Source organism: Serratia sp. NA_13 (assembly GCF_052691735.1).
Genome location: NZ_JBQZFV010000010.1, coordinates 112,142 through 125,735, shown reverse-complemented (window position 1 = coordinate 125,735; position 13,594 = coordinate 112,142). Strand labels below are relative to the sequence as shown.

General features: G+C 56.9%; 5 protein-coding genes. 1 reads left to right on the top strand and 4 read right to left on the bottom strand.

What is annotated here, in order from left to right:
• The first annotated feature begins 177 nt into the window (after positions 1 to 177).
• Positions 178 to 1,503 carry an amino-acid N-acetyltransferase gene (gene argA / locus ACUTSU_RS15090; RefSeq protein WP_261094123.1) on the top strand — a complete coding sequence of 442 codons (1,326 nt, stop codon included), beginning with the start codon at positions 178 to 180 and terminating at the stop codon, positions 1,501 to 1,503.
• Positions 1,504 to 1,545: 42 nt separating this feature from the next.
• Here the strand turns inward: argA and recD are convergent, their stop codons facing one another.
• The 4 genes from recD to recC form a co-directional block, all read right to left on the bottom strand.
• Positions 1,546 to 3,411: an exodeoxyribonuclease V subunit alpha gene (gene recD, locus ACUTSU_RS15085; RefSeq protein WP_445654349.1), complete on the bottom strand. Its 1,866-nt coding sequence runs from the start codon at positions 3,409 to 3,411 to the stop codon at positions 1,546 to 1,548.
• Positions 3,408 to 6,959 (bottom strand): exodeoxyribonuclease V subunit beta, encoded by a 3,552-nt coding sequence (gene recB / locus ACUTSU_RS15080; RefSeq protein ID WP_445654348.1) that lies wholly within the window; start codon positions 6,957 to 6,959, stop codon positions 3,408 to 3,410. Before recB ends, recD begins: the two co-directional genes overlap by 4 nt.
• Complete coding sequence (ptrA, locus tag ACUTSU_RS15075) at positions 6,956 to 9,844, bottom strand: pitrilysin (RefSeq protein WP_445654362.1); 2,889 nt, start codon at positions 9,842 to 9,844, stop codon at positions 6,956 to 6,958. Before ptrA ends, recB begins: the two co-directional genes overlap by 4 nt.
• Before the next feature lie 376 nt (positions 9,845 to 10,220).
• Positions 10,221 to 13,592 (bottom strand): exodeoxyribonuclease V subunit gamma, encoded by a 3,372-nt coding sequence (gene recC, locus ACUTSU_RS15070; RefSeq protein ID WP_445654347.1) that lies wholly within the window; start codon positions 13,590 to 13,592, stop codon positions 10,221 to 10,223.
• Positions 13,593 to 13,594 lie beyond the last annotated feature (2 nt).

The following is a 13,594-nucleotide window of genomic DNA, read 5'->3' as shown; positions in this document are numbered from 1 at the left end:
GAAAACTTTAACCAATCATTCCGGTGCTGTCATCAGAAAATCTTTTTATGGTTTTTCAATTTATTAACGATTCAGCGCCCCCGGCAAAGAAATAGAGATAATTTCTCACTTGCCATTAGGGCAAGAAAAGAATAAAAATACAAAAATGTCGTATAAATATGCAAATGAGGTTTGGCCGTGAAGGAACGTAGTACAGAGCTGGTCCAAGGATTCCGTCACTCAGTTCCCTATATCAACGCCCACCGTGGCAAGACGTTTGTCGTTATGCTGGGTGGCGAAGCCATAGAACATGAGAACTTTGCCAACATCGTTAACGACATCGGGTTGCTGCATAGTCTGGGTATTCGTTTGGTGGTGGTTTATGGCGCGCGGCCGCAGATCGACGTCAATCTGGCGCAGCATAATCTCGAACCGATTTACCACAAGCATACCCGCGTCACCGACGCCCATACGCTGGAGCTGGTTAAACAGGCGGCGGGTCTGCTGCAACTGGATATCACCGCCCGGCTGTCAATGAGCCTCAACAACACACCATTGCAGGGCGCGCATATCAACGTGGTCAGCGGTAACTTTATCATCGCCCAGCCGCTGGGTATTGATGACGGAGTGGACTACTGCCACAGCGGCCGCATCCGCCGTATTGATGAAGAAGCCATTCACCGTCAGCTCGACAGCAACGCCATCGTGCTGATTGGCCCGGTGGCCGTTTCCGTCACCGGCGAAAGCTTCAATCTGACCTCGGAAGAGGTGGCAACCCAGTTGGCAGTCAAGCTGAAGGCCGAGAAAATGATCGGCTTCTGTTCGTCACAGGGGGTCACCAATCAGGAAGGCACTATCATTTCCGAACTGTTCCCTAACGACGCGCAAAAACGCATCGAAGAACTGGAAGAGCATGGCGACTATCATTCCGGCACCGTGCGCTTCCTGCGCGGCGCGGTGAAGGCCTGCCGCAGCGGCGTGCGCCGCAGCCACCTGATCAGCTATCAGGAAGACGGTGCGCTGGTGCAAGAGCTGTTTTCACGCGATGGTATCGGCACCCAGATAGTGATGGAGAGTGCTGAACAGGTACGCCGGGCGACGATTAACGATATCGGCGGCATCCTCGAGCTGATCCGTCCGCTTGAACAGCAGGGTATTTTGGTGCGTCGCTCACGTGAGCAACTGGAGATGGAGATCGACAAGTTCACCATTATTGAGCGCGATAACCTGACCATCGCTTGCGCAGCGCTGTACCCGTTCCCGGAAGAGAAGATTGGCGAGATGGCCTGCGTTGCGGTTCATCCTGACTACCGCAGTTCGTCACGGGGAGAAATGCTGCTCCAACGGGTGGAAAGTCAGGCACGCCAGATGGGCCTGAATAAACTGTTTGTGCTGACTACGCGCAGCATCCATTGGTTCCAGGAGCGTGGCTTCACACCGGCGGAAGTCGACGTGCTACCGGTTGAAAAACAGGCGCTGTACAACTACCAACGCCGTTCCAAGATTTTGCTGGCGGATCTGTAATTGTTGGCGGGCGCAGTGTGCTGCGCCCTTGTCCATTCTCGCTTAAGCCTTGATCTGCAACCGCTCCGCCAACCCGCTACGGCGCTGGGTCGGGGTACGGATCGCCCGCATCAAAACCGCATCGATGGCATACAGCGAAAGCTGCCTGCGAGCGCGGGTGATTGCGGTATACACCAGTTCGCGGGTCAGCACCGGCAGGAAATGATTGGGCAGCACCAGTACCGTATGGTCAAACTCCGAGCCCTGTGACTTGTGCACCGTCATCGCATAAGCGGTTTCATGCGCCGGTAAACGGCTCGGCTGCACCGACTTGATGCTGCCGTCCGGCAGTTGAAAATGAACGCGGAGTTCGCCGCTCTCATCCCGCAAGGCAATGCCAATATCGCCATTAAACAGCCCCAGAGCGCTGTCATTGCGACCAATCATCACCGGACGGCCGGAATACCAACGCCCAGCGGCTCCCGGCTTACGCTGGATCAGGCCGGCACGTTGCAGCCCCGTCTCAATGCGTTCATTTAAGCCGGCGATGCCGAAAGGCCCCTCTCGCAGCGCGCACAGCACCTGGAAATGACCGAACGCCGCCAACACCGCCACAGCGTCCGCCCCTTCACCCACCAGCCGCAGATAATCACGGTAACCCGCCACACAGGCATCCAACAATGCCTGATAGTCTTGAGTTTCAGCCAGTGGATAACCGCTAACGTCAGCGAAACTGCCGCTGATCGCCGCCATTGCCCGTTTGCCATCACCGGCGTTCACGGCAAAGGCCAATTGACCAATGCCCGAATTGGCATCAAACCGGTAGCTTTTGCGCAACAGGCACAGACTATCGCGTACCGCAGCTTCCGCCTGGGCAGTTTGCCCCTGCAGCAGGCAGCCGGTCAGCCGCGTAAGTTGCTGCGCACGCGTCACGCTGTAACCTTGCTCGGCAAAGCGGCAAATATCTCCCAGTACCGCCCCGGCCTCTACCGAAGCCAGTTGATCGCGATCGCCCAGGAAAATCACCCGTGCCTGAGTGGGCAAGGCGGCAATCAAACGCGCCATCATAGGCAGGTCGACCATGGAGGCCTCATCGACGACCAGTACGTCCAGATGCAGCCGGTTGCCACTGTGATAACGCATACGCTGACTGTTGGGCTGAGCGCCCAGCAGACGATGCAACGTGGAAGCTTCGGTAGGGAACAGCGCACGCTGCTCCAGGGTTAGCGTCAGCTGCTTGCTGGCACTGCCCAGGGATTCGGTTAAACGCGCCGCCGCTTTGCCGGTAGGAGCCGCCAGCTGGATGCGCAAACGCCTCCCTTCGTCGAACTGCACCAGCGCCGCCAGTAATTTAGCGACCGTGGTGGTCTTACCGGTGCCCGGTCCACCCGAAATCACCGCAATACGTCGCGTGGCGGCCACCGCGGCAGCAATTTTCTGCCAGTCGGGTTCATCGGTCGCCTCACCAAATAATTGGTCGAGAATAGCACGCAGCTCGGTCTCTTCGACCGCCTGAGGTAGACTGTCGCTACTGATACTGTCGCCTCTAATAAAGGCGGCAACCTCACCCTCGTTCTGCCACATGCGCTGCAGATACAAGCGCTGCTGTTGCAACACCATCGGCATCGCGGTACTGCCATCACCCACCGCCGCACTGGCCGACAGCCGCCGTTGCCAACCGGCCACATCCAACTGCCCTGCCGCCACCCACGCAGCCTGCGCCAGCTCCGGATGACGTCCGTCAAAAAGGTTTTCCGGCAGCAGTTGCTCTAGCATCAGGCAAACGTGACCCGCGCCAGCCTCCGCGCTGAGGCAGGCAGCAGCCAGCAGCATCTCAGGCTCATCCGCTCCAGCGACTACGCGGGCGAACTGCAAATCCAGTGGGCGTAACACGCCAAGCGCCTGTGCCTGTTCCAGTAGAGCGATCATGATGCATCCCCCACCGCAACGGTTTTACCACTGAATAACAAATCCATGCCTTCCACCAATGGCTCCTGAGGGCGGCAGGTAAAAATGCCGCTGCCCGGATGCTGTGCATCTACACCGCGCAGGAACAGATAAATCACCCCGCCGAAGTGCCGCTGATAATCATAATCCGGCAATCGATGGCGCAGATAGCGGTGCAGTGCCAGCGTGTATAGCTGGTACTGCAAGTCGTAACGATGTTCCGCCATCGCCTGTTCCATCGCCGGTTGGGTATAGGCGCTGCTGTCTTCGCCCAACCAGTTGGATTTGTAATCCAGCAGGTAATATTTCCCCTGCCAGCAGAACACCAGGTCGATAAATCCTTTCAGCATCCCCTGCACCTGTTGGAAATCCAACTCAGGGCAACGGGCAGAAAGTGGATCGTAACTTTTCACCAGATTATCCAGCTCACGCGCCTGCAACAGCTGCTCGATCGGCAGATAAAACTGCAGCTCAGCCTGCTTATACTGCGGGGCCAGCGCTGACAAAGCGACGCCGGTATCATTAAGCGGGGTGTTTAACAGCACCTGCATCCACGCCAGCAGTATCGGTTGCCAGTGTTCGCCAAATCCTTGTTTTTGCAACTGCTCCAACATCCACGCCTCATCGAGCGGTTGGGTAAAGTCGATCGTTTCAAACAGGCTGTGCAGGAAGGTTCCCGGCCCGGCGCCACGTGGAAAGGTATGCGGTGTGAGCGCTGGCTCACTGTCCTGCGCCTGCTCGCCGGCGGCATCAACATCCAACCTTGGCAACAAATCCTGCATCAGGCTCGTGCCGTGCTGTTGCAGACCGGTATAGCTGGTCACCCGCCAGAAATCCTGCACCTGGCGTGAGAAATGTTTCGCCGCCAGCTCGGTCAAGTCTGGCGTTTGCGGCTGCCAAGGGTACTCGTCCAGAGTTTCGACCCGCGATAGCGCAACACCATCGACGGCCAATTGTTGCAGACATTGCTGCAGATAAGCCGCATCGCCGGCCTGACCGGCCTGCACCAGATAGCCCAGCGCGCTGCGGTGTAAATCGCTATCACCCTGCTTTTTGCGGGTCCCCTGTATCAACGGCGCAATGCCGATACTGCAGTGGTATACCGAACGGGTCAGCGCGACATACAACAGGCGCAGATCTTCCGCCAGCCGCTCCTCCTCCGCCCATTCGATACTTTGCTCATCGGCGTTGAGGTCAAGCAGGGCCTGAAAGCTGTGACGATCGTGGTACAGCACCTGCTGCTGCTGGCGGAAATTGCCGACAAACGGCAGCCAAACCAGGTCGAACTCCAGCCCTTTGGATTTATGGATGGTGATCACCTGCACCAAATGGCGGTCGCTTTCCAGCCGTAGCTGCTGGTTGTCGGACTGCCGATTCGGCTGAGCAATCTGCTGCGCCAGCCAACGCACCAGTGCATGTTCGCTGTCGAGCTGTGCGGAGGCTTCCTGCAATAGCTCGCCCAGATGCATCACATCGGTCAACCGGCGCTCACCGCCGAGGCTGGCCAACAGGTTTTCTGCCAGATGGCGCTGGTTCATCACCTCACGCAGCATCGGCAACACGCCGCGACGCAGCCACAGCGTGCGATATTTATCGAACTCATTGACTAAGGCATCCCAGGCACGCTCATCCTGGTTCAAGCCGTCCAGCGCCTGCGCGTCCAGCCCCATCAGCCCTGTCGCCATGGCACTGCGCAGCGTACGTTCCTGCTCCGGTGCCAACACTGCCTGAAGCAGCCACAGCAAATCCTTGGCTTCTGGCGTATCGAACACGCTGTCGCGGTTGGACAGATAAACCGAAGGGATCGCCAGTGCACTCAGGGCGTCGCGCACTAATGCCGCCTCATTGCGGCTGCGCACCAGCACGGTAATGTCTGACGCCTCTACCGCCCGCCGTTTTTCGCCTTCGACCAGCCAGGCCTGCTGGTTTTGCCCGGCGCTGAGCCAGTCGCGGATTTGCGTGGCGCACAGACGTGCCATTAATTGTTGGTACTCACTAACGCCGACACCTTCCCCCTGTTGCAGCCAGAATTGCATCGCAGGCTGCGGCTGGTTGTGCAGCTCAAACGCCAGCCCCCGATTTTTCTCGGCGGCGACCACCTCAACAAAGGGAATTTGGCCAAACAGGAAAGGTTTTTCCACCTGCGCAAACAGATGATTAACGCTTTCCACCATCGCCGGTGAGGAGCGCCAGTTGGTTTCGAGCGTATAGTGGGCGCTTACCTCTGAACGGGCGCGCATATAAGTAAAGATATCGGCACCACGGAAAGCGTAAATTGCCTGCTTGGGATCGCCGATCAGCAGCAGGCCGCATTCCGGCCTGCCGACATAGAGTTTTTGGAAGATGCGGTATTGCTGTGGATCGGTATCCTGGAACTCATCGATCATCGCCACCGAGTAACGCTGGCGGATCGCCTGTGCCAAACGTTCACCCCCGTCACTCTGCAATGCACTGTCCAGCCGACTTAACAGGTCGTCAAAACCCAGCTCAGCCCGCTGACGTTTCTCCTGCTGAATGGACAAACGTATCTCGCTCAGCGCCCGCGCCATGATCAAATCACGCAGCGTCAGAGGTTCATCGAACAGTTCGTCGATCGCCACAAACAATGCATGGCGCGGCGGTTCGCCTTTTTTAGTTTTCTCCAGCAGTACCGACTGACGGAATTTATCCAGCTCTTTCGGCAACTGATAGTCTTGGGTTTCCAGCACCACCCATTCACCGACTTTGTGCAACCAGTTAGGCAGGTTTTTGCTGCTGTAACTGCGCTTATCAACGCCGGACTGGCTGATCAACGCTTCCAGCTCGCCCGCTGCCGCCAGCCACTGCACTTTAATGGCGTCAATACGCGCCACGATTTGCTCATGGCGCATCAGCACCGTTTCTTCATCCTTCGGCGGCCGACGCAGCATGGGCGCTTCGCCATGCAGATAACCGGAAAGATCGGCCAGCAGCGCTTCCGGGCCGCTCCACTCCTGGCTCACCGCCCGGGCCACTCCGATCGGCAACGGATAACAATGGCGACGCCAAAAGTCCGCACAGGCCTGACGGCGCAGCGGCAGTTCATCCTGCACCAGCGTTTGCTCAAACAGAATGCCGGACTCGAAGGCGTTGTGGGTCAGCATACGCTGGCAAAAACCGTGGATGGTATAGATTGCCGCTTCGTCCATCTGCCGTTCGGCGGCCAGCAGTTGCGCGGCAGCATCCGGCAGATCGTCAATTTCCGCCATTAATGCATTAAATAATGGGTCTTTACTGCTGCCACGCACGCAGGCAATGCGTAAGCCATGGATATTGCTGCGGATACGTCCACGCAGCTCCTCAGTGGCGGCCTCGGTAAAGGTCACCACCAGGATCTCCTCTACCGTCAGCGGCCGGGGAAAGGCTGCCGCCTGGCCCAAGCCAAGCAGCAGACGCAGATATAACGCACCAATGGTAAAGGTTTTACCGGTCCCCGCCGACGCTTCTATCAACCGCTCGCCAAACAGCGGCAACGTTAGCGGGTCAAGTCGCTGCGGAGTGGTCCCTGTCATGGCATCGCCACCTTACGCGGCAAGGTTTTCTGCAGCGCAGAGGCGTTTGGATACGTTACCCAGTTCGGCTGTACGGCGTAATCCGCCTTCTCTTGCCCACTGCCGCTCACCTGCGACAACACCGCCAGCCCCTGCGGCTTAATCACCGCCTGGTGGAAATAATCCGCCAGTTTGGTCGGCGTCAACTGCTTGATCTGCTCAATCAGCTTATGACGGGTATCAAATGCGAAGTTGCCACGGTCAAAGTCATTGGAGAAGCGGCCGGCTTCTTCGCTCAGGGTCTGCGGACGCTGCTTCAGCTCGTTGATCATCGCTTGCTTATACTGCTCGAAGTCCGCTTCTTTCATCTCGCGCAGGCGTTTCTCGGTTTTCGGGTAGAAATCCTGATAGCGCTGATACAGGTACGCCGGTTGCTTGCTGTTACTTTGCAGCAGGAAACCAATGCCCCACTGACGGCCGACGGACATCGGGAAAGCAAACACCGCGTAGCCAAGTTGTTCCTGAGTACGCAGCTGGCTGTAGAACCATGGCTGGATAATTTGGCCCAGCAACGAGCTGTAAGCCATACCGGTCACTTCGTCGTAGCCGGTCGGCACATACACTGCCGCCAGCGCCGAGTCGGTGCTGCTACCTGCCCGCTGCAGATTGGCCAACTGGTTTTTAGTCACTTCAACGTCTTCGCCGTGCCACCATTCAATGCCGGTACAACCCAGACGGTGTTTCAGCGTGGAGGCCAGGGTATCCACCTGCTGCTTGCTCATATTGCCCACCACCAACAACTCCGGTGTTGCCTCAGCCAGCAGGCTGTCACGGTAGGTCAGCACATCTCTCAGCGTCAGGGTTTTCAGCACCTCACGGCGCTCACTGCGTTCTGAGTAAGGCACGCGAGAAACCATCTGCACCGGTTGGATAGCCAGTTCAAACGCTTTGCCTTTCTCGGCCGAATCCAGCTGTTCCAGATACCAGGATTTGGCCTGCGTCAGTTGATCTTCGGTCGGTGTGAAACTGGAGTAGCCCTCGATCAGCGAGGTCAGCAATTGCGGCAGACGCTGGGTAAAACCATTGGCGTTGAACTCCAGACCGTTGTTCGGCGAGGTTGAGAAACTCAGCCCGCCAACCGAAGCCTGATAGCTCAGTTGGTCCAGTGATATCCCGGCCAGATAGTCAGTCAAAGAGAACAACACCTGGTTGCGTGCAGAATCCATGGTTTTTGCATTGCGGAATACCACTGTGACGTCAGCCTTCGGCTCGTCGGCAAAGTAACGGCTCGGCATATACAACACACGCAGACCCGGTTGGTCGACCACCATCTCCGGTTTTTTAAACTCGTGCGAAGGTTTGGTCAGGCTGAAATCATCTGGAATATACGGGTTCAGCGTAGGTAACGACAGGCTGATCCCTTTACCCAGTTGCTGCCACTGCTCAAAGCGCTGCTGAGTGATTTTATCGACCTGATACGGCGCATTGACGAAGTAGGCCATCTTGTTATGCGGCTCATTCGGGCTGACGAACCAGATACGCGCATTTTGTGGCGTCATGGCGTCCAGACGTTCGGCAATGGCTTTGACGTCATAGCGGTCGGCCAGATAAGGCGAATCCAGCGTATGTTCGACCGGCACGCGCAGCATGGTATCCACCAGCCATTCGATGTAGTCCATATCACGGGTGATCGACGGATAGCGGAAATCCAGATTCAGGACGTGGGAAATCTCATCAAAATAGCTTTGCTTAATACCTTCGCTGCGCAACATTTTCAGATAGTTGAAGATGGCCGCAACCACTTCGTCACGCTTGGCCAGGCCTTTATCGGTCAGCGAGACGCTGATCGAGAATACGCCGCCGTTGCGATCGACCATAGGATCGGCCCCGGCATTGATGGCATCCGCCAACCCCTGCTTTTGCAGCCAGTCAGACAGGGTATTTTGGCTGCGGTTGCCAATCAGGTAACTGATGTAGGTATCGGTCTTGCTGCGGAATTCGGCGCTGTTATTGTCGATGCGGAATTCTACTTTCAACTGTTTGCGCGGCTGGGCCGGCACATAATGAATAATGATGCCCTGCTGTTCAGGGGTGACCGCCGGGACTTTGATCGGCGGTACGCTGGCGTCTCGATTAGGAACCTTGCCAAAGGTTTTGGCCGTCAGTTCAGCCAGTTCCGGCAATGGCTGGTTGCTGTACAGCACCCCCATCATCAGATTGGCAGAATAATAACGCTGATAGAATGCCGTCAGCTCATCGTGCAGCTTGCTGCCCGGCTTGTCTTTTAGGGTATCAAGGTTACCGCCAGAGAAACGCGCGCTCGGGTGAGCCGGGTTCAGCGTTTCTGCCCCAACCTGCGCCATGCGCATACCGTCACGTGAGCGTGCCATCGTCAGTTCAGCGTTGACCGCATTACGTTCACGATCGGCATTGTCCGGATCCAGCAGCGGCTCGGCGATGGCGTCCGCCATGCGATCTACCGCCGGGGCCAGCGCGTCGTTTTCCACTTCCAGATAAAACGCAGTGCGATAAGACGCGGTGCTGGCGTTATGGCTGCCGCCGTGCTTCTTCAGGAACTCCGACAGGTTTTCCGGTTGCGGATAGCGCTTTGACCCCATCAGCACCATGTGCTCCAGGTAGTGCGCTAACCCAAGCTGAGTGTTCGGATCTTCCAGCGAGCCTACCGGCAGCGCCAGCGCCGCCAGTGATTTCGGCGCCTGAGCATCGGAAACCAACAGCACGGTCATACCGTTCGTCAGCTTGATCGCCTGGTACTGGCGCGGATCGTGATCGCTTTTGTTGATCTTCTCCGCCAGCGGTTGCCATCCCTGTGCGGCCCAGCTCAACGGTGCCCAAAACATAACCACTAATACTAACCCGGTGATGCGGGCCAACTGTCTGCGCATATCCAAAATGAACCCCTATTCAGACGCCGTCGCGCCACATCCCTGACGTTGACGGCGTACATCAAAACAACACATCAAAATCTATACCCTATGAATTTCAAGCTGCAGCTTGAAAGGCGACGGGTCTATATGCCTGTACGTTATGTAAGACCGGAGCTAACCCCGATAGTTGAATATAACCCTGATTATTTTTACCACCTCCGGGCAATCAGTACCACCGGGGGATTTTACCCGTTGCCTTTCAAGTCGCAACGTTGTTACCTGCACTCGTTCACCCCAGTTACTTACCAGAGTAAGCGCCTGGGGATGAACGAGCTGGGTGCCTAGCTGCAACTAGAAATTCATAGGGTAAATAACTCTATGTAATGCCACAGGATCAGCCTAGGTTATGCCGTGCCACCGGTAACAGATAACGCTCTGTTTCGGCCAGAATTTGCGCTAAATAAATATTATCTAACTGACGGAATACCCGCTGTACATAAGGGTCTTCACCTTCGCCCGGAATGCGTTGATCGCCCTGCCAGGTTTGTAGCAGCTTGCCCCTGGCCTTGATTTGTACCTCTTCATCCCAGTCAATCTGCTGCGTTTGTGGCTGGTAGCACTGGCTCAACCATGCCCAGCCGCTTTTGTTCAACAAAAGTAACGGCTGACACAGGCCGCGCTGATAACCCGCCACCAGTTCGGCCAATTGCTCGCGGGCCTCTTCCGTGCTTAATGCGGCAAAGCGCCAGACAGCCCCTTTACGCCCGTAAATGCGACTTTCACCGCTGCCCCCGACGCAGCAGTACACCAGATGTTCCAGCCACAGTAATATGCCGTCGACTGCCGATAAAGTTGATGGTCGCCAGCGCAGCAGCCCATCGCCTTGTACCTGGTGTAACCAGCCGCTGATGCGTACACCGGCAATGTCGATATCCAGTTCCAGGCTGTGCCCTTCGCTACGTTCAGCGCGGACCTGTTCGGCCAGCTCGCTCATCTCTTCCTGCTGTTTCTGCCAGTAAATTTCGCCGAAGGGACCAAAAGGCAACCCGCCGGCGGCGCGCACCCGTTGAAACAGGCGGCTGGCATCCTCGCCGTCAATCAGGGTGTTCAGTAGTTGGCTGTTGAACTGATAGCGGCTGAGGTTATCCAGGGTGAAGGGTTCTTCATCCGGCAGTTCGGTTTCTTCCAAGATGAAACTGACCCCTAACCGCAGTTGGAAGAAAGCGCGGATCGGGTGGCGGTAGAAGCGCAATAAATCGTCCAGCGAGATCTGAGTTTTCTCATCCGGCAGCAAGGGCTGATTAAACGGCGGATGTGCCGCACCGCGCCGATCGGCGGCAGGCAGCCATTCTGCCGCGTAGCTTTGATCTTCGGTGTCGGGCAGAAAATTCTCGGCAGCGAACGGCATGCGTGAATGCCAGTTAAGCAAGTGTTTACCCACCCGACGTGCGCTACCATCAGCGTCCAGATGTTCATCGCCCGGCAGGCAATAACTTTGCTCCAGATACTCCAGTAGTTCAGTCACCAGCACCGAGGGATAACGCTCGCTGTTATCCTGAATGGAGCGGCCAATAAAGCTGATGTACAGCCGTTGCTGCGCCGACAAAATCGCTTCCAGGAACAGGTAACGGTCATCATCTCGGCGGCTGCGGTCACCGCGTTTGACCTGTTGCGCCATCAGATCAAAGCCTAACGGCGGCAGAGTGCGCGGATAAACCCCGTCGTTCATGCCCAGCAGGCAAACCACTTTGAATGGGATAGAACGCATAGGCATCAGCGTACAGAAGTTAATTTGCCCGGCCAGGAAACGCTGGCTGATGCGTTCCTGATCGAGGCGTGCCGCCAACTCGTCCCGCAGGATAGACAGCGGGACCTCATCGGGATAGCGCGCCGCCAGCCCGAACTCAAACAGCTTGTTCCACTCCCGCTCTATCAGTGCCAACACCACTTCCGTTTCGCCGTCCTGCTCAAAGAAGGTCTCAAGCAGTTGGCGACACAGTGGCTGCCACTCTGGCAAAGAACGCGCCTGCCCCAGCCGTTGCCGCCAACGACTCAGCGCCGCCAGCAGCTCCGCCAGTTGCCCGGCCAGTTCTGCCACCAGTCCGCTCGACTCGTCATAGGGTAAAACGCCCTGCCAATCACCGGCATTGCTGTCCATCGCGTAACCCAGCAGCATGCGTGTAATGCCAAATTGCCAGGTATGCTGGCCGGTCGCCGGCAGATCCAATTCACGCACGTTGTCGTCATCCAGCCCCCAGCGCACACCAGACTCACCAACCCAATGGCGCAACAGGCGCAATCCTTCCTCCCGAATGGAGAAACGCGCCGCCAGTGCCGGCACCTCCAGCAAAGCCAGTACCTGTTCTGAGGTAAAGCGGCTCTGCGGCAGATCCAATAACGAAATAAACGCCTGTAGCACCGGGTGCGCCTGGCTGGCTTTTCGGTCAGAAATGGCAAACGGCAGATAGCGTTCGGGTGAGGCGTTACCGAATACCGCCTGAATATAAGGGGTGTAGCTGTCGATATCCGCCACCATCACGATGATGTCACGCGGCGTCAGCTCAGGATCGTCCGCCAGCATGCTCAACAGTTGGTCATGCAGCACTTCCACCTCACGCTGCGGGCTGTGGCAGGCGTGCAGGCTGATAGACCTGTCGGCCGGATCCAGTCGACGTTTGGTGTCGCTCCTCTCCAGCGTTGCCGGGGTGGTACCGATCACCGCGCTGTTCTTCAGCTCCAGCATATCGTGCTGAATGCCATGCAGCAGGTTATCCGCTGGGATATCCACAAAGGCAAAAACTTCCTCTGAGGATTCGATCTGCGAGAGTAAAAAGTGGTGGTCGCGCCCCAGCTTGCCCCATGAAGCCAACAGCGGGTTCGGCAGGTCTTGCTCGCCGGCGTCGTTAAACAATGCAGAGGCGTTATCAGGATCCCTGAATAACGAATATTCTGTTTTATCGCGATAATGCTGCCTTTTGCGGCTCTGTAATTTCGCCAGGAAGGACTGGCTCTGAATGTCCCCCCAATAGTAGCGGCAGGGGTTGGTGAACATCAGATGAATATCGATATGCTTGCCCAGCGCCTGCAGCGCTTCCAGATAGACCGGCGGCAAGGCCGAGATGCCGCAGATAAACACCCGAGGCGGCAACCCCACAGGTGGGGTTTCAGCTTTATCTAACGCGCTGATAAAACGGCGATACAAATTGGCACGATGCCATTCCGGTTGCCCCAGTTCCTGAGTGTATTCGACCAGTCGTGCCCACAGGGGCGCCTGCCACTGCTGCGCTTCCGCCAATCCGTCAATACACTCGCCTTTCTGCCAGCTTTCCAGCCATTGCGGACGATACACCAGATATTGGTCAAACAGGTCGGCTACCCGGCCGGCAAGCTGGTGAATCTTACGCTTGTCGCCGTCGTCGGTGAGGTAATGCTGCAGCGGGGCAAATTCAGGCTGAGTGAGCAGATCGGGCAGCAGCCACATCAGCTTCCAGGTCATGGCGTCTTTGCTGAAGGCGCTCTCTTTCGGGATACCCGGTAACACCCGGGTAAACATGTCCCAGATGAAGGTAGCCGGCAACGGGAAAGCGATGTTGGCAGCAATGCCAAACTGTTCCGCCAACTGCATCTGTAGCCACTGCGCCATACCGGGGCTCTGCACCAACACCACTTCCTGTTGAAAAGGATCGGCCAATGGCTCTCTGGCTATCAACGCGCTGGTTAACGTTTTCAGCAAATCCAACTGATTGGAATGATAAACCCTAAACATTG